The sequence below is a fragment of the Pseudomonas sp. GZD-222 genome (assembly GCF_049310525.1).
Lineage (GTDB): Bacteria > Pseudomonadota > Gammaproteobacteria > Pseudomonadales > Pseudomonadaceae > Aquipseudomonas.
Genome location: NZ_JBMOWO010000027.1, coordinates 28620 through 45995, shown reverse-complemented (window position 1 = coordinate 45995; position 17376 = coordinate 28620). Strand labels below are relative to the sequence as shown.

The window sequence follows — 17376 nt, the reverse complement described above, 5'->3', positions numbered from 1 at the left end:
CTTTTTCTTGCGACTTTTCGGTGAACCTACACCTGGTCAGAAGTCCAGGTTAGACACCGCCAAGGCGTTGCTTTCGATGAACTCACGACGTGGCTCAACTGCATCGCCCATCAGGGTGTTGAAGATCTGATCGGCAGCGATCGCGTCTTCGATGGTCACCTTGAGCATACGGCGTACGGTTGGGTCCATGGTGGTTTCCCACAGCTGGTCAGGGTTCATCTCACCCAGACCTTTGTATCGCTGGATGGTGTGGCGCTTGGTGCTTTCAGCCATCAGCCAGTCGAGTGCTTCCTTGAACTCGTTGATTGCCTTCTTGCGCTCGCCACGTTGCACGTAAGCACCTTCGCCGAGCAGGGTGCTCAACTGGGCGCCCAGGGCGGTGACGGTGCGGTAGTCGTTACTGCCGAAGAAGTCACGGTTGAAGGTGACGTAGCTGGCCAGGCCATGGGAGGTGATTTCCACTTCCGGAAGCCAGACATTACGTTCTTTGTCTTCACGCAGGCTGGCCTTGTACAGCAGGCCCGACTTCTCGCTGGTACGCAGACGCTCTTCGAATTTACCCAACCACTCCTGCATGGCAGCGTGGTCACCCAGCTGCTCCAGGGAGACGGCCGGCAGGTAAACGAAGTGCTCGGTCAGCTCCTGTGGGTACAGGCGCGACAGACGCTTGAGGGTCTTCATCACGGTACGGAATTCGTTGACCAGGCGCTCCAGCTCCACGCCGGAAACCGGTGGTGCCGATTCGTCCAGGTGCAGGCTGGCGTCTTCCAGAGCCGACTGGGTCATGTACTCTTCCATGGCCTCGTCGTCTTTGATGTACTGCTCCTGCTTGCCTTTCTTGACCTTGTACAGCGGCGGCTGAGCGATGTAGATGTAGCCGCGCTCGACCAGTTCCGGCAACTGACGGAAGAAGAAGGTCAGCAGCAGGGTACGGATGTGCGAACCGTCAACGTCAGCATCGGTCATGATGATGATGTTGTGATAACGCAGTTTGTCGATGTTGTACTCTTCGCGACCGATACCACAGCCCAGTGCGGTAATCAGGGTGCCCACTTCCTGGGACGAGATCATCTTGTCGAAACGCGCTTTCTCGACGTTGAGGATCTTGCCCTTGAGCGGCAGGATGGCCTGGGTCTTGCGGTTACGGCCTTGCTTGGCCGAACCACCTGCGGAGTCACCCTCCACCAGGTACAGTTCCGAGAGGGCAGGGTCCTTCTCCTGGCAGTCAGCCAGTTTGCCTGGCAAGCCGGCGATATCCAGCGCACCTTTACGGCGGGTCATTTCCCGCGCCTTGCGCGCTGCTTCACGGGCACGCGCGGCGTCGATCATCTTGCCGACGACAGCCTTGGCTTCGTTCGGGTTCTCCAGCAGGAAGTCGGAGAAGTACTTGCCCATCTCCTGTTCCACGGCAGTTTTCACTTCCGAAGAAACCAGCTTGTCTTTGGTCTGCGAGCTGAACTTAGGATCTGGCACTTTCACCGAGATGATCGCGGTCAGACCTTCACGGGCGTCGTCGCCGGTGGTCGCAACCTTGTTCTTCTTGGCCAGGCCTTCCTGCTCGATGTAGTTGTTCAGGTTACGGGTCAACGCCGAACGGAAACCGACCAGGTGAGTACCGCCATCGCGCTGCGGAATGTTGTTGGTGAAGCACAACAGGTTCTCGTTGAAGCTGTCGTTCCACTGCAGGGCGATTTCAACCCCCACGCCATCTTCACGCTGAACACTGAAGTGAAACACCTGGTTGACCGGGGTCTTGTTGGTGTTCAGGTATTCAACAAAAGCACGCAGACCGCCTTCGTATTTGAAGTGCTCTTCCTTGCCCGAACGCTCATCCTTCAGGAGGATACCGACGCCGGAGTTAAGGAACGACAGTTCACGAATCCGCTTGGCCAGGATGTCCCAGCTAAAGTGGATGTTCTTGAAGGTTTCGGACGACGGCTTGAAGTGGATATGGGTACCGGTGGTTTCACTGTCACCGACGATGGCCATCGGAGCTTGAGGAACACCGTGAACATACGTCTGTTCCCAGATCTTGCCGCTACGGCGAACAGTCAGGATCAGCTCTTCGGAGAGGGCGTTAACTACAGACACACCTACACCGTGCAGACCGCCGGATACTTTGTAGGAGTTGTCGTCGAACTTACCGCCAGCGTGCAGGACGGTCATGATGACCTCGGCGGCGGATACGCCTTCCTCTTTATGCACGTCGACTGGGATGCCGCGACCGTTGTCGCGAACACTGATGGATTCGTCCGGGTGGATAGTTACGGTAATGTCATCACAGTGGCCGGCGAGTGCCTCGTCGATCGAGTTATCGAGCACCTCGAACACCATGTGGTGCAGGCCGCTACCATCATCGGTGTCGCCAATGTACATACCGGGACGCTTGCGCACGGCATCTAGCCCTTTCAGCACTTTAATGCTGGAGGAGTCGTACGTTTGATTTTCGCTCATGCCTTCACTCCCGATGGTCGTGGGTCTGGGTGATACGGCCCTGTTCCACGTGGAACAAAGCAACTGGCGTTTCCGTCTGCCAGCCTTCCCTCAATAATTCGTGATCTACACAGGTGATAAACACCTGGCAGCGTAAGTCTTCCAACAAGCGACAAAGTGCGCGGCGATGTTGCTCGTCCAACTCGGACGGCAAGTCATCCACCAGATAAATACATTGGCCGCGACGAGCCTGGCTGACCAGGTGCCCCTGGGCTATGCGCAATGCACAGACCACAAGTTTCTGCTGGCCCCGAGACAATATGTCGGCGGCGTTATGAGCGCCGAGTCTCAAGCGCAAATCAGCGCGTTGTGGTCCGGCCTGGGTGTGGCCCATCTGCTGATCTCGTTGCAAGGATGAAGCGAGGACTTCACTGAGTTCTCGATCCTTATCCCAGCCACGGTAGTAACTCAGGGTCAGCCCTTCGAGTTCGACCAAATCGCTCAGGGTTTGCTCAAAGACGGGCTTCAAGGCCTTGATGTAATTTCGGCGGTATTCATCTATTTCAGCACTGGCCAGGCACAGTTCCCGGTCCCAGGCCGCTTGCGAAACAGCGTCAAGTGTACCATGCCGCAACCATGAGTTCCGCTGCCGCAAAGCCTTCTGCAGGCGTTGCCATGTGGCCATGAAGCGTGGTTCCACGTGGAACACACCCCAATCCAGGAACTGTCGGCGAATTTTCGGCGCACCTTCGAGCAAGCGAAAGCTGTCCGGGTTGATCAATTGCAGTGGCAGAATCTCTGCCAGTTGTGCGGCACTACGGGCATTCTGCCCGTCGATGCGAATGGTGAACTCACCTTGCCGATCCCGCGAAATGCCCAGGTTGCTCGAACCTCCTTCGCCAAGTTCGACCTGCCCGAAAACCGTACAAGCCAACTGCTCGTACTGAATCACTGGGGTCAGGCGTGTACTGCGAAAGGATCGGGCCAGGCCCAATAGATGAACGGCTTCCAGCACGCTGGTTTTTCCGCTGCCGTTGGCGCCGTACAGAATATTGATGCGGGGGGAGGGAGAGAAGGTCACCGGGTGCAGGTTACGCACCGCGGTGACAGAAACGCGACTGAGGGACATCTAGAGTCTGCTGAACAAATTACAGACGCATCGGCATGACAACGTAAGCGGAGTCGTCGTTGTCAGCTTCCTGCAGCAGGGCACTGCTGTTGGAATCCGACAGGATCAGGCGAACTTGCTCAGTAGTCATGACACCCAGTACGTCGAGCAGATAGCTGACGTTGAAGCCGATTTCCAGCGAGCTACCGTTGTAGTCGACGCTGATTTCTTCTTCCGCTTCTTCCTGCTCAGGGTTGTTCGCCTGGATCTTCAGCTGACCATTGGCCAGTTGCAGACGAATACCACGGTATTTCTCGTTGGACAGAATGGCGGTACGGCTAAACGCTTCACGCAGTGCCTGACGATCACCAATCACCAACTTGTCGCCACCTTTAGGCAGCACACGCTCGTAGTCCGGGAATTTGCCATCGACCAGCTTGGAGGTGAAGGTGAACTCACCGGTAGTGGCGCGGATGTGGTGTTGACCCAGGACGATGCTGACCATGCCATCCGGCTCGGTAAGCAAACGCGCCAGCTCAAGGATACCTTTACGCGGCACGATGACCTGATGACGATCGGCCTGGCCGATATCGGCACTCATCGAGCACATGGCCAAGCGGTGACCGTCAGTGGCCACGGCACGCAGGGTGTTGCTGGAGACTTCCAGCAACATGCCGTTGAGGTAGTAACGCACGTCCTGTTGGGCCATGGCGAAGCTGGTGCGCTCGATCAGGCGACGCAGGCGGCTCTGCTCAAGGCTGCAGGTCAGCGAACCCGGGCCTTCCTCGACAGTCGGGAAGTCATTGGCTGGCAAGGTCGACAGAGTAAAACGGCTACGCCCGGCCTTGACCACGATCTTCTGCTCGTCGAGCTTGATGTCGATCAGCGCGTCGTTTGGCAGGCTTTTGCAGATATCCATCAGCTTGCGCGCAGGAACGGTGATCTCGCCTGGCTCGGCAGGCTCTTCCAGTTGAACACGGCCAACCAGTTCCACTTCCAGGTCAGTACCGGTAAGTGAAAGCTGCTGACCCTGAACAACCAGCAGTACGTTGGACAGTACCGGCAAGGTCTGGCGGCGCTCGACGACGCCTGCGACCAGTTGCAGGGGTTTCAACAGGGCTTCGCGTTGAATGGTGAAGTGCATGGTCTAGTCCCTTGCCTTAATAAGCTGCGCTGACGTCAATCACGTCGTCAGAGTCCGCAGCAGGTTCTTGTAGTCCTCGCGGATATCCGCGTCGGATTCCTTGAGTTCGTTGATCTTGCGGCACGCATGCAACACGGTGGTGTGGTCGCGGCCGCCAAAGACGTCACCGATTTCCGGCAGGCTGTGGTTGGTCAGCTCCTTGGACAGGGCCATGGCGACTTGACGCGGCCTGGCAACCGAACGAGAGCGACGCTTGGACAGCAGATCGGAGATCTTGATCTTGTAGTACTCGGCAACCGTGCGCTGGATGTTATCCACACTCACCAGTTTGTCCTGCAGTGCCAGAAGATCCTTGAGCGATTCACGAATCAGCTCGATGGTGATGTCACGTCCCATGAAGTGCGAGTGGGCGATGACCCGCTTCAGCGCACCTTCAAGTTCACGGACGTTGGAGCGAATACGCTGAGCAATAAAGAAGGCAGCGTCATGCGGCAAGTCTACCTTGGCCTGGTCGGCCTTCTTCATCAGGATCGCAACACGGGTTTCCAGTTCCGGTGGCTCGACCGCTACGGTCAGGCCCCAGCCGAAGCGCGACTTCAGGCGCTCTTCCAGTCCTTCAATCTCTTTCGGGTAACGGTCACTGGTGAGAATCACCTGCTGACCGCCTTCGAGCAAGGCGTTGAAGGTGTGGAAAAACTCTTCCTGGGAACGCTCTTTACGGGCAAAGAACTGAATGTCATCGATGAGCAGTGCATCCACCGAGCGGTAGAAGCGCTTGAACTCGTTGATGGCATTGAGCTGCAGTGCCTTGACCATATCGGCAACGAAACGCTCGGAATGCAGGTAGACCACCTTGGCATTCGGATTTTTCTTGAGCAGGTGGTTACCCACAGCGTGCATCAAGTGCGTTTTACCCAGACCTACACCGCCGTAAAGAAACAGCGGGTTGTAGCCATGCTTGGGATTGTCGGCGACCTGCCAGGCAGCCGCGCGGGCCAGCTGGTTGGACTTACCCTCGACGAAGTTCTCGAAGGTAAAGGTACGGTTCAGGTAGCTGGTGTGCTTGAGCGCACCTTCGACCTGCACGGTACGTTGTTCGGTACGGCCACTTGGCGCCGGGGCGGAGTTGGACTCGCCCATCGAATCAAAGCTGTCCCGCGAAGGCGCAGGCTCAACTTCAGCCACGGCTGGCGCGGCAACAGGCGCAGCAACCGGTTCGTTGACCACGGCCGTATGTGCAGCCTGTGCCTGGGAGGCGGCAACTGCCGCAGCCAGCGGTGCATTGGGAGCGGCACGAGGCGCCGAACTGCGTCTGCTGCCTATTAATAAGGAAAGGGCAGGCGCAATGCCGTTGCCATGCTCGCCGAGCAGCTCGAGCAGACGGCTCAGGTATTTTTCATTGACCCAATCGAGAACGAAACGGTTGGGCGCGTAGACGCGCAACTCGTCGCCTTCGGCTTCGACCTGTAGCGGACGGATCCAGGTGTTGAATTGCTGGGCAGGCAGTTCATCGCGCAGAAGCTCCACGCACTGCTGCCAAAGTTCCACTGACACGGATATCCCCTGAGTTGAAAGCCGGTGAGGCAAAAACAAGCCCCCATTGTACCGAGCGGCAGCGCAGTTATCCACATGCAGGTGCGTTGAGGATGGCGATAAATCAGCAGCTTAGTGGCCAAAATGACCTTTTGGTGCTGTGAATAAGCTCTGTGGATAACCGCACCTGAGGTCTTTGCACAACTGGGGGTTGAAATCGGTGGATAACCGCCCTGTGGATAACCATCGATTTGATCCACAGCTTTTCCGAGGCTTCGACACAGTCAGAGCACCTCTTCTCGACAAGGTTTCAATTCTCTGTACATAAGGTAGATAAAGGGCTGTAGCGTTCTATCCACAGATATCGTCGACATAAGCTTTATAAGATTTACAGAAAAGCTTTAAATAATTCCTCTCTCTTTTTTTTATGTTTAAGCGTGTGCCGATTCTCCACCTTGACCCCCTGACCTGAAAAGGCGGATTTCCCGTCTATAAGGAAAAGCTGGTTGGAAATTGACCTATGGCCGCGCTTTCTCTAGAATCGCCGGTCTCTTAAAACGGGGGCCATTCCGGCCCGTAGTCGACGAACCAGGTAACACGCCATGAAACGTACTTTCCAACCAAGCACCATCAAGCGCGCTCGCACTCACGGTTTCCGTGCCCGTATGGCCACCAAGAACGGTCGTGCCGTTCTGTCGCGTCGCCGTGCCAAAGGCCGTAAGCGCCTGGCAGTTTGATTTTTCGGCACTGGTGGTGAGTCAGGACTTCAGTCGGGAAAAGCGCCTGCTTGTTCCCCGACAATTCAAAGCGGTCTTCGACTCCCCAACCGGCAAGGTTCCAGGGAAAAACCTGCTGCTCCTTGCTCGCGAGAACGGTCTGGATCACCCCCGCCTGGGGCTTGTGATCGGGAAAAAGAGCGTCAAGCTCTCCGTTCAACGCAATCGCCTGAAACGCCTGATGCGCGATTCGTTTCGCCTGAACCAGCACTTGCTTGCAGGTTGGGATATCGTGATCGTCGCGCGCAAAGGGTTGGGCGAGATTGAAAACCCAGAATTGCACCAACATTTTGGCAAGCTCTGGAAGCGCCTCGCACGCAGTCGGCCCGCTCCAGTGGTGAACACCGACTCTGTGGGGGTAGACAGTCAAGATGCGTAAACTGGCACTCGTTCCGATCCAGTTTTACCGTTATGCCATTAGTCCTCTGATGGCCAGTCACTGTCGTTTCTACCCCAGTTGCTCCTGTTATGCGTTAGAAGCCATCGAAAACCATGGTCTTTTACGTGGCGGGTGGCTAACCGTTCGTCGCCTGGGGCGTTGTCATCCGTGGAATCCCGGTGGTTTTGACCCGGTTCCGCCAGCTCCCTCTTCCCGTTCTTCTTCGATAGCCGAGTAATCATGGATATTAAACGCACGATCCTGATCGTCGCCCTGGCAATCGTGTCCTATGTCATGGTCCTTAACTGGAACCAGGACTACGGCCAAGCTGCCCTGCCGACTCAGAATACTGCTGCCAGCAACGCTGCCCCGGCTTTGCCGGACACCGCGCAGGCCGGCAACACTGGCGCCAGCGCCGATGTGCCAAGCGCCAACGCTGAATCCAGCCCTGCCGAACTGGCTCCGGTTGCCGTCAGCAAAGACCTGATTCGGGTCAAAACTGACGTCCTCGACCTGGCTATCGATCCAAACGGTGGTGACATCGCCCAGCTGATGCTGCCCAAGTATCCGCGCCGTCAGGATCATCCGGACATTCCGTTCCAGCTGTTCGACAACGGTAGCGAGCGTACTTATCTGGCCCAAAGCGGCCTGACCGGCACCAATGGTCCGGATGCACGCCCAACCGGTCGTCCGCTGTACGCCGCCGATCAGAAAAGTTATCAACTGGCTGATGGCCAGGAGCAACTGGTCGTCGACCTGAAGTTCAGCGATAACGGCGTCAACTACATCAAGCGCTTCAGCTTCAAGCGCGGTGAGTACGACCTGACCGTTACCTACCTGATCGACAACCAGAGCGCCCAGCCCTGGACCGGTAACCTGTTCGCGCAACTGAAGCGCGATGCAAGCTCGGATCCGTCCTCGAGCACTGCAACCGGTACTGCGACTTACCTGGGTGCGGCCCTGTGGACAAGTTCGGAACCCTACAAAAAAGTGTCGATGAAAGACATCGACAAGGGAAATCTGAAAGAAAATGTTTCCGGTGGCTGGGTAGCCTGGCTGCAGCACTACTTCGTTACCGCCTGGATTCCAAACAAGTCTGACAACAACATCGTCCAGACTCGTAAAGACAGCCAGGGTAACTACATCATCGGTTTCACTGGCCCGGCGCTGAACGTAGCGGCTGGCGCCAAAGGTGAAACCAGCACCGTGCTGTACGCCGGTCCGAAGATCCAGGACAAGCTCAAAGAGTTGTCCCCAGGTCTGGAATTGACTGTCGACTACGGCATTCTGTGGTTCATCGCTCAGCCAATCTTCTGGCTGCTGCAACATATCCACAGCCTGCTCGGCAACTGGGGCTGGTCGATCATCGTCCTGACCATGCTGATCAAGCTGCTGTTCTTCCCGCTGTCCGCCGCCAGCTACAAGTCGATGGCGCGCATGCGTGCCGTGGCACCAAAACTGGCAGCGCTGAAAGAACAACATGGCGATGACCGGCAGAAAATGTCGCAAGCCATGATGGAGCTGTACAAGAAAGAGAAGATCAACCCGCTGGGTGGCTGCTTGCCGATTCTGGTGCAGATGCCGGTCTTCCTCTCGCTGTACTGGGTTCTGCTGGAAAGCGTCGAGATGCGTCAGGCGCCGTGGATGTTCTGGATCACCGACCTGTCGATCAAGGATCCGTTCTTCATCCTGCCGATCATCATGGGCGCGACCATGTTCATTCAGCAGCAGCTGAACCCGACGCCGCCGGATCCGATGCAGGCCAAGGTGATGAAGCTGATGCCGATCATCTTCACCTTCTTCTTCCTGTGGTTCCCGGCTGGTCTGGTGCTGTACTGGGTTGTGAACAACTGCCTGTCGATCGCACAGCAGTGGTACATCACCCGCAACATCGAAAATGCAGCCAAGAAAGCCGCTGCATAACGGGTTAGCCAGCTAACCTGTGGATAAACGCCCCCTCGTGGGGCGTTTTGCTATCTGTCGTTTTTTGTCGTGAGGCCTTCGAGCATGAACACTGTGCGTGAAACCATTGCCGCCATCGCTACCGCCCAGGGACGTGGGGGCGTGGGGATCGTACGGCTCTCCGGACCCTTGGCACAGCAAGCCGGGTTGGCGATCTGCGCAAAGTCACTGACGCCACGGCATGCCCACTATGGACCGTTTCGCGCTGACGACGGGCTGGTCATCGATGAGGGCATTGCGCTGTTTTTCCCCGGACCGAACTCGTTCACCGGCGAAGACGTGCTCGAACTCCAGGGCCACGGTGGCCCGGTCGTGCTGGATATGCTCCTGCAGCGCTGTGTACAACTGGGTTGCCGACTGGCCCGTCCAGGTGAATTCAGCGAACGCGCATTCCTCAATGACAAGCTTGACCTGGCCCAGGCCGAAGCGATTGCCGACCTCATTGAAGCCAGTTCCGCACAGGCGGCGCGCAATGCGTTGCGCTCGCTACAGGGTGAATTTTCCCGCCGTGTGGATAACCTCACCGAGAAATTGATCAGCCTGCGCATTTACGTTGAAGCGGCTATCGACTTCCCCGAGGAAGAAATCGACTTTCTCGCCGATGGCCATGTGCTGGGCATGCTCGATGACGTACGCGCGAATTTATCCACAGTGCAGCGTGAGGCCGGGCAGGGTGCATTACTACGCGATGGCATGACCGTGGTTATCGCCGGCCGGCCGAATGCCGGTAAATCGAGCTTGCTGAACGTATTGGCGGGGCGCGAGGCGGCCATTGTCACTGACATTGCCGGCACTACCCGGGACATTCTGCGCGAACATATCCACATCGACGGTATGCCGCTGCACGTTGTGGATACGGCCGGGCTGCGCGACACCGATGACCATGTGGAAAAAATCGGGGTCGAACGTGCGCTCAAAGCGATCAACGAAGCCGATCGCGTGCTGTTGGTCGTCGACTCGACGGCGCCGGAGGCCAGTGATCCCTTTGCCCTTTGGCCGGAATTCCTCGACCTGCGTCCGGATCCTGCGAAAGTTACGCTGATTCGTAACAAGGCCGACCTCAGCGGCGAGGCAATCACCATGGAGGAGAGTGAAGATGGCCATGTCACCATCACCCTCAGCGCCAAGGATTCCGATACGGGGCTCGAGCTGCTGCGCGAACACCTCAAGGCCTGCATGGGTTACGAACAGACCGCTGAAAGCAGCTTCAGCGCCCGTAGGCGCCACCTGGAGGCGTTGCGCCAGGCCAGTGCCCACCTGGAACACGGTCGCGCCCAGCTGACCCTGGCAGGTGCCGGTGAACTTCTGGCTGAGGATTTGCGTCAGGCGCAGCAAGCTTTGGGCGAAATCACCGGTGCATTCAGCTCCGACGACCTCCTGGGCCGTATCTTTTCCAGCTTCTGCATCGGTAAGTAAGCGTCTTTATCCACAGCCGGGCCTGCAACGGGCCTGGCTGCTGTCTTTCTTCCTTCACTTTTTCCCGCCTTTCAGGACTGCCAATGCGCAGGTCCTGTCTTCTCGCCTGCGCGACTATCCACAAATCTGTGGAATAAGCCCTGTGGAAAACCCACCTTCAGCTCCGTTGATAACTGGCCTTGAAAGCTGGAGATAACGGCGCCTGTGGGTAAGTAGGCATTTAATCCACAGGCTTAAAGCGCTTATCCAGAACGCTCATGGCCACTAGACCACAGGGTTTTGAATCTCTGTACATAAGGTAAATAAAGGCCTGTAGAACTTTATCCACAGAAAGGTGGGTGCATAAGAATAAACATAAAAACAAAGCTTTAATAAATTTCTCTCTCTTTATTTCTATTGCTCGCCACTCATCCACAGCCTGGTTAAATTTTGTGCAAAAGGTTCCTTTAGAGGGGGGTAAGTCCCTATACTTGTGCGTTATCCCTATCTATTCCCGAAACAGGCACGAGGTGCGTGGTGGATTTCCCTTCCCGTTTTGAAGTGATCGTCATCGGCGGCGGCCATGCCGGTACCGAGGCTGCGCTTGCGTCTGCACGCATGGGCGTAAAAACCCTGCTGCTGACCCACAACGTGGAAACCCTCGGTCATATGAGTTGCAACCCAGCCATCGGTGGCATCGGCAAGAGCCACCTGGTCAAGGAAATCGATGCGCTCGGCGGCGTCATGGCGCTCGCCACCGACAAGAGCGGTATCCAGTTCCGCGTTTTGAACAACCGCAAAGGCCCGGCTGTGCGCGCTACGCGTGCCCAGGCCGACCGCGCCATCTACAAAGCGGTGGTACGCGAAGTTCTCGAGAACCAGCCCAACCTGTGGATATTCCAGCAGTCCTGCGATGACCTGATCGTCGAGCAGGACCAGGTGCGCGGTGTGGTGACACAAATGGGTCTGCGCTTTTTCGCTGACTCCGTGGTGTTGACCACCGGTACCTTCCTCGGCGGACTTATCCACATTGGTCTGCAGAATTATTCCGGTGGTCGCGCCGGTGATCCGCCAGCAATCGCCCTGGCCCATCGCATGCGTGAATTGCCGCTGCGTGTCGGGCGGCTGAAAACCGGCACCCCGCCTCGCATCGACGGCCGTTCTGTGGATTTCTCGGTCATGACCGAGCAACCAGGCGATACGCCGATCCCGGTGATGTCGTTCATGGGCGACAAGGCCATGCACCCGCGGCAGGTCAGTTGCTGGATTACCCACACCAACGCCCGTACCCACGAGATCATTGCCTCGAACCTGGATCGTTCGCCGATGTACTCCGGGGTCATCGAAGGCATTGGCCCGCGCTATTGCCCGTCGATCGAAGACAAGATCCATCGCTTTGCCGACAAGGAAAGCCACCAGGTGTTCATCGAGCCGGAAGGCTTGAACACCCACGAGCTGTACCCGAATGGGATATCCACATCCCTGCCGTTCGATGTGCAACTGCAGATCGTCCGTTCGATTCGCGGCATGGAGAATGCCCATATCGTGCGCCCGGGCTACGCCATCGAGTACGACTACTTCGATCCGCGTGATCTCAAGTACAGCCTGGAAACCAAAGTCATCGGCGGCCTGTTCTTCGCCGGACAGATCAACGGCACCACTGGCTACGAAGAAGCCGGTGCGCAAGGCCTGCTCGCCGGTACCAACGCCGCACTGCGTGCGCAGGGCCGCGAAAGCTGGTGCCCGCGTCGCGACGAGGCGTACATCGGGGTGCTGGTCGACGACCTGATTACCCTGGGTACCCAGGAGCCGTACCGCATGTTCACCTCGCGCGCCGAATACCGGCTGATCCTGCGCGAAGACAACGCCGATCTGCGCCTGACCGAAAAAGGTCGCGAGCTGGGTCTGGTCGATGACCAGCGCTGGGCTGCGTTCTGCGCCAAGCGCGAAGCAATCACCCTGGAAGAGCAGCGTCTGAAATCCACCTGGGTACGTCCGGATACCGCTCAAGGTCAGGCCATTGCCGAGAAGTTCGGCACGCCGTTGAGCCATGAATACAACCTGCTCAACCTGCTGACCCGCCCGGAAATCGACTACGCTGGCCTGATGGAAGTGACCGGCGGCAGCGAGATTGACCCGCAAGTGGCTGAACAGGTCGAGATCAAGACCAAATACGCCGGTTACATCGACCGGCAACAGGAAGAAATCGCCCGGCTGCGTGCCAGCGAAGATACCCGCCTGCCCGACGATATCGACTACAGCGGTATTTCCGGGCTGTCCAAGGAGATTCAGAGCAAGCTCGGCCAGACCCGCCCTGAAACGCTGGGCCAGGCATCGCGTATCCCCGGTGTGACCCCGGCGGCGATTTCCCTGTTGCTGATTCATCTGAAAAAACGCGGCGCAGGCCGCGAGTTGGAGCAAAGCGCTTGAGTTCTCAGGTCACCCCTCAACACGCCGAAGAGTTGTCCACAGGTGCCCGCCAGCTCGGTGTCGAGCTGAGCGAGGCGCAGCATGCGCAATTGCTGGCCTACCTGGCCCTGCTGATCAAGTGGAACAAGGCCTACAACCTGACCGCCGTGCGTAATCCGGACGAAATGGTTTCCCGCCATCTGCTCGACAGTCTGAGCGTCATGCCGTTTATCCACAGCGAGCGCTGGCTCGATGTCGGCAGCGGTGGCGGCATGCCCGGTATTCCCCTGGCGATCCTGCACCCGGACAAAAAAGTCACGGTACTCGACAGCAACGGCAAGAAAACCCGCTTCCTGACCCAGGTGAAGCTGGAACTGAAACTGGACAACCTCACAGTTATCCACAAGCGGGTCGAAGAGTTCCAACCGCAACAGCCTTTCACAGGAATTGTTTCCCGTGCTTTCAGCAGCATGGAGAACTTCACCAACTGGACGCGCCACCTTGGCGACGAGCAGACGCAGTGGTTGGCAATGAAAGGGCTGCATCCTGCCGATGAGCTGGTAGCATTGCCGGCAGATTTCAGAGTAGATAGCGAGCAGGCCTTGACCGTTCCGGGTTGCCAAGGCCAGCGCCATCTGCTGATACTGCGCCGCACGGCATGATTGGGAACACAAGCAAGAATGGCTAAGGTATTCGCTATCGCGAACCAGAAAGGTGGTGTGGGTAAGACCACCACCTGTATCAACCTCGCAGCATCGCTGGTCGCGACCAAGCGCCGGGTGCTGCTGATCGATCTCGATCCACAGGGCAACGCCACCATGGGTAGCGGTGTGGATAAACACGTCCTGGAACATTCGGTCTACGACCTGCTGATCGGCGAATGCGATCTGGCCCAGGCCATGCACTTCTCCGAGCACGGCGGTTATCAACTGCTGCCGGCCAACCGCGACCTGACCGCTGCGGAAGTGGTGCTGCTGGAAATGCAGATGAAGGAAAGTCGCCTGCGTACCGCGCTGGCGCCGATCCGCGAGAATTACGACTACATCCTGATCGACTGTCCGCCGTCGCTGTCGATGCTGACCCTCAACGCCCTGGTCGCCGCCGATGGCGTGATCATTCCGATGCAATGTGAATACTTTGCCCTGGAAGGCTTGAGCGACCTTGTGGATAACATCAAGCGCATCGGTGAACGCCTGAACCCGCAGCTCAAGGTCGAAGGCCTGCTGCGGACCATGTACGACCCGCGCCTGAGCCTGATCAACGATGTCTCTGCGCAGCTCAAGGAGCACTTTGGCGATCAGCTCTACGACACGGTGATCCCGCGCAACATTCGCCTGGCCGAGGCGCCGAGTTTCGGCATGCCGGCCCTGGCGTATGACAAGCACTCGCGCGGCGCACTGGCTTACCTGGCCCTGGCCGGGGAACTGGTACGCCGTCAGCGCCGTCCATCACGCACTGCACAAACAACTTAAGGAATCCGCATGGCCGTTAAGAAACGGGGTCTCGGACGTGGGTTGGATGCACTGCTCAGTGGTCCTACCGTCAGCGCGCTCGAAGAGCAGGCTGTAAAGGTCGACCAGAAAGAACTGCAACATCTGCCGCTCGACCTGATCGAGCGCGGCAAATACCAGCCACGTCGGGACATGGACCCGCAAGCGCTGGAAGAGCTGGCTCAGTCGATCAAGAGCCAGGGCGTGATGCAGCCGATCGTGGTACGCCCGATCGCCGACAACCGCTTCGAAATCATCGCCGGCGAACGTCGCTGGCGCGCCAGCCAGCAGGCCGGCATGGATACCATTCCGGCCATGGTCCGCGATGTGCCCGATGAAGCGGCCATTGCCATGGCCCTGATCGAGAACATCCAGCGCGAAGACCTCAACCCGGTGGAAGAGGCCATCGCCCTGCAGCGCCTGCAGCTGGAGTTCCAGCTGACTCAGCAGCAGGTCGCTGACGCTGTGGGCAAGTCGCGGGTAACCGTGGCCAACCTGCTGCGGCTGATCTCGCTGCCGGAAGTGATCAAGACCATGCTGTCCCACGGCGACCTGGAAATGGGTCACGCCAGGGCTCTGCTCGGTTTGCCGGAAGAACAGCAGGTCGATGGGGCGCGTCATGTTGTCGCACGTGGACTGACCGTGCGCCAGACCGAAGCACTGGTACGCCAGTGGCTCAATGGCAAACCTGAACCGGTCGAACCGGCCAAGCCAGACCCGGACATTACCCGCCTTGAACAGCGTCTGGCAGAGCGTTTGGGCTCGGCAGTACAGATACGTCACGGAAACAAGGGCAAAGGTCAGTTAGTTATCCGGTATAACTCGTTAGATGAGTTGCAAGGTGTGCTAGCTCACATCCGCTGAAACAATTCCTTTTGTAGCGCGTAGTCGGAAATCACTACCCGGCAGTTGAATAGGGGTTAAACCGCCCCTATACTCTGCGCGCATTTTGTCGGCACAAATTATGCCAAGTCATAGCTGACTGGTTGGTCGACTTTCGAGGAGCAGTTGTGATGGAAACCCGCACGCCAAACCGCTTGCCTTTCCATCGCTGGGCGGTTTTTCCGGTACTGTTGGCTCAATGTGTCGTGTTTCTGCTGGCAACTTTGGCGTTGTGGCAGTGGCACGGGGCGGTCAGTGGATATTCAGCACTCTGCGGAGGACTGATTGCCTGGCTGCCAAATGTGTATTTCGCCTGGAAGGCTTTTCGTTACACAGGAGCCAGGGCAGCGCAGGCTATCGTCAAGTCGTTTTACGCTGGCGAAGCAGGCAAATTGATTTTGACGGCAGTGTTGTTTGCACTGACGTTTGCAGGAGTGAAGCCATTGGCGCCGTTAGCAGTCTTCGGTGTCTTTCTGCTGACCCAGTTGGTCAGCTGGTTCGCGCCCCTGCTGATGAATATAAGACTTTCGAGACCTTAGGGCGTTTGAGGCAACCATGGCAGCAGAAACCGCTTCGGGCTATATCCAGCACCACTTGCAGAACCTGACCTTCGGTCAACTACCAGACGGCGGTTGGGGCTTTGCCCATTCCGCAGCAGAAGCCAAAGCAATGGGCTTCTGGGCATTCCACCTGGATACCCTGGGTTGGTCGGTCGCACTGGGTCTGCTTTTCGTATTCCTGTTCCGCATGGCAGCCAAGAAGGCGACTTCCGGTCAGCCTGGCGGCCTGCAGAACTTCGTTGAAGTGCTGGTTGAGTTCGTCGACGGCAGCGTCAAGGACAGCTTCCACGGTCGTAGCCCGGTGATCGCCCCACTGGCGCTGACCATTTTCGTCTGGGTCTTCCTGATGAACGCCATCGACCTGATCCCGGTCGACTGGATTCCTCAGCTGGCCATCCTGATCTCCGGTGATCCGCACATTCCGTTCCGCGCGGTCTCGACCACCGACCCGAACGCGACCCTGGCCATGGCCTTCAGCGTGTTCGCCCTGATCATTTTCTACAGCATCAAGGTCAAGGGTATCGGCGGCTTCCTCGGCGAACTGACCCTGCACCCGTTCGGCAGCAAGAACATTTTCGTTCAGATCCTGCTGATTCCGGTCAACTTCCTGCTTGAATTCGTCACCCTGATCGCCAAGCCGATCTCGCTGGCCCTGCGTCTGTTCGGCAACATGTATGCCGGCGAGCTGGTGTTCATCCTGATCGCGGTAATGTTCGGCAGCGGCCTGCTGTGGCTGAGCGGCCTGGGTGTGGTGCTGCAATGGGCGTGGGCGGTGTTCCACATCCTGATCATCACCCTGCAAGCGTTCATCTTCATGATGCTTACCATCGTCTACCTGTCGATGGCTCACGAAGATAACCATTAAGACCGCCTGGCGTGTCTGATGACCCTTCCGCAGGTGCTGGGGAGGGTCGAAATCGTCCGCAAGGGCAGCTGTACCAAACGATTTTGTTTTACCGCTTCAAACTAAAAAACCTAACCAATACGACGTAAAAGTCGGGAGGAAAGATGGAAACTGTAGTTGGTCTTACCGCTATCGCTGTTGCTCTGCTGATCGGCCTGGGTGCCCTGGGTACCGCCATTGGTTTCGGCCTGCTGGGCGGCAAGTTCCTGGAAGGCGCTGCTCGCCAGCCAGAGATGGTTCCAATGCTGCAAGTTAAAATGTTCATCGTTGCCGGTCTGCTCGACGCCGTAACCATGATCGGTGTTGGTATCGCTCTGTTCTTCACCTTCGCTAATCCCTTCGTTGGTCAAATCGCCGGCTAATCACTCGAATTCTCGAGTGGTTTGGTGTGATGGACAAAG

Annotated in this window: 16 protein-coding genes; 12 read left to right on the top strand and 4 right to left on the bottom strand. The window is 57.5% G+C overall.

Annotated elements, in window-relative coordinates; genetic code table 11:
* Positions 1-36: 36 nt before the first annotated feature.
* The 4 genes from gyrB to dnaA are packed head-to-tail and all read right to left on the bottom strand — an operon-like array spanning position 37 to position 6239.
* Complete coding sequence (gene gyrB / locus ACO6VD_RS05465; RefSeq protein WP_400171447.1) at positions 37-2454, bottom strand: DNA topoisomerase (ATP-hydrolyzing) subunit B; 2418 nt, start codon at positions 2452-2454, stop codon at positions 37-39.
* Between the two features lie 4 nt (positions 2455-2458).
* Positions 2459-3562: a DNA replication/repair protein RecF gene (gene recF / locus ACO6VD_RS05460; RefSeq protein WP_400171448.1), complete on the bottom strand. Its 1104-nt coding sequence runs from the start codon at positions 3560-3562 to the stop codon at positions 2459-2461.
* 19 nt (positions 3563-3581) lie between these two features.
* Entirely contained in the window at positions 3582-4685 is a 1104-nt protein-coding gene (gene dnaN / locus ACO6VD_RS05455) for a DNA polymerase III subunit beta (protein ID WP_422417526.1), read from the bottom strand.
* Between the two features lie 39 nt (positions 4686-4724).
* Complete coding sequence (dnaA, locus tag ACO6VD_RS05450; RefSeq protein WP_422417524.1) at positions 4725-6239, bottom strand: chromosomal replication initiator protein DnaA; 1515 nt, start codon at positions 6237-6239, stop codon at positions 4725-4727.
* Positions 6240-6820: 581 nt separating this feature from the next.
* On the opposite strand from dnaA, the gene rpmH reads away from it, so the two are divergent.
* From rpmH to atpE, 12 genes are all read left to right on the top strand, one after another.
* Complete coding sequence (gene rpmH / locus ACO6VD_RS05445; protein WP_002551315.1) at positions 6821-6955, top strand: 50S ribosomal protein L34; 135 nt, start codon at positions 6821-6823, stop codon at positions 6953-6955.
* A 13-nt stretch (positions 6956-6968) separates the two neighbouring features.
* A complete protein-coding gene (rnpA, locus tag ACO6VD_RS05440) occupies positions 6969-7373 on the top strand; it encodes a ribonuclease P protein component (protein ID WP_400171467.1) in 405 nt (134 codons plus the stop codon).
* Positions 7366-7611 (top strand): membrane protein insertion efficiency factor YidD, encoded by a 246-nt coding sequence (gene yidD, locus ACO6VD_RS05435; protein WP_400171451.1) that lies wholly within the window; start codon positions 7366-7368, stop codon positions 7609-7611. The genes rnpA and yidD overlap by 8 nt, the downstream gene beginning before the upstream one ends.
* 2 nt (positions 7612-7613) lie before the next feature.
* Entirely contained in the window at positions 7614-9296 is a 1683-nt protein-coding gene (gene yidC, locus ACO6VD_RS05430; protein ID WP_422417521.1) for a membrane protein insertase YidC, read from the top strand.
* Positions 9297-9380: 84 nt separating this feature from the next.
* On the top strand, positions 9381-10751 hold the full coding sequence (mnmE, locus tag ACO6VD_RS05425) for a tRNA uridine-5-carboxymethylaminomethyl(34) synthesis GTPase MnmE (RefSeq protein ID WP_422417519.1): 1371 nt from the start codon (positions 9381-9383) through the stop codon (positions 10749-10751).
* Positions 10752-11267: 516 nt separating this feature from the next.
* A complete protein-coding gene (mnmG, locus tag ACO6VD_RS05420; RefSeq protein WP_422417517.1) occupies positions 11268-13160 on the top strand; it encodes a tRNA uridine-5-carboxymethylaminomethyl(34) synthesis enzyme MnmG in 1893 nt (630 codons plus the stop codon).
* Complete coding sequence (gene rsmG / locus ACO6VD_RS05415; protein WP_400171455.1) at positions 13157-13801, top strand: 16S rRNA (guanine(527)-N(7))-methyltransferase RsmG; 645 nt, start codon at positions 13157-13159, stop codon at positions 13799-13801. Before mnmG ends, rsmG begins: the two co-directional genes overlap by 4 nt.
* Positions 13802-13819: 18 nt before the next feature.
* Positions 13820-14611, top strand: coding sequence for a ParA family protein (locus ACO6VD_RS05410; protein ID WP_422417515.1), 792 nt, complete (start codon positions 13820-13822; stop codon positions 14609-14611).
* 9 nt (positions 14612-14620) lie between these two features.
* The gene (locus ACO6VD_RS05405; RefSeq protein ID WP_400171456.1) at positions 14621-15493 is read left to right on the top strand and encodes a ParB/RepB/Spo0J family partition protein; all 873 of its coding nucleotides are present in this window, start codon (positions 14621-14623) and stop codon (positions 15491-15493) included.
* 149 nt (positions 15494-15642) lie between these two features.
* Complete coding sequence (locus ACO6VD_RS05400) at positions 15643-16050, top strand: F0F1 ATP synthase subunit I (RefSeq protein WP_010222722.1); 408 nt, start codon at positions 15643-15645, stop codon at positions 16048-16050.
* A 16-nt stretch (positions 16051-16066) separates the two neighbouring features.
* Positions 16067-16936 carry a F0F1 ATP synthase subunit A gene (gene atpB / locus ACO6VD_RS05395; RefSeq protein WP_010222723.1) on the top strand — a complete coding sequence of 290 codons (870 nt, stop codon included), beginning with the start codon at positions 16067-16069 and terminating at the stop codon, positions 16934-16936.
* 143 nt (positions 16937-17079) lie between these two features.
* Complete coding sequence (atpE, locus tag ACO6VD_RS05390) at positions 17080-17337, top strand: F0F1 ATP synthase subunit C (protein WP_003097235.1); 258 nt, start codon at positions 17080-17082, stop codon at positions 17335-17337.
* Positions 17338-17376: the final 39 nt, after the last annotated feature.

Coding starts and splice junctions, on each gene's coding strand:
- ACO6VD_RS05405 (WP_400171456.1), top strand. CDS start 14,621: ATGGCCGTTAAGAAACGGGGTCTCGGACGTGGGTTGGATGCACTGCTC.
- atpE (WP_003097235.1), top strand. CDS start 17,080: ATGGAAACTGTAGTTGGTCTTACCGCTATCGCTGTTGCTCTGCTGATC.
- dnaN (WP_422417526.1), bottom strand. CDS start 4,685: ATGCACTTCACCATTCAACGCGAAGCCCTGTTGAAACCCCTGCAACTG.
- atpB (WP_010222723.1), top strand. CDS start 16,067: ATGGCAGCAGAAACCGCTTCGGGCTATATCCAGCACCACTTGCAGAAC.
- rpmH (WP_002551315.1), top strand. CDS start 6,821: ATGAAACGTACTTTCCAACCAAGCACCATCAAGCGCGCTCGCACTCAC.
- yidC (WP_422417521.1), top strand. CDS start 7,614: ATGGATATTAAACGCACGATCCTGATCGTCGCCCTGGCAATCGTGTCC.
- gyrB (WP_400171447.1), bottom strand. CDS start 2,454: ATGAGCGAAAATCAAACGTACGACTCCTCCAGCATTAAAGTGCTGAAA.
- mnmE (WP_422417519.1), top strand. CDS start 9,381: ATGAACACTGTGCGTGAAACCATTGCCGCCATCGCTACCGCCCAGGGA.
- recF (WP_400171448.1), bottom strand. CDS start 3,562: ATGTCCCTCAGTCGCGTTTCTGTCACCGCGGTGCGTAACCTGCACCCG.
- yidD (WP_400171451.1), top strand. CDS start 7,366: ATGCGTAAACTGGCACTCGTTCCGATCCAGTTTTACCGTTATGCCATT.
- ACO6VD_RS05410 (WP_422417515.1), top strand. CDS start 13,820: ATGGCTAAGGTATTCGCTATCGCGAACCAGAAAGGTGGTGTGGGTAAG.
- ACO6VD_RS05400 (WP_010222722.1), top strand. CDS start 15,643: ATGGAAACCCGCACGCCAAACCGCTTGCCTTTCCATCGCTGGGCGGTT.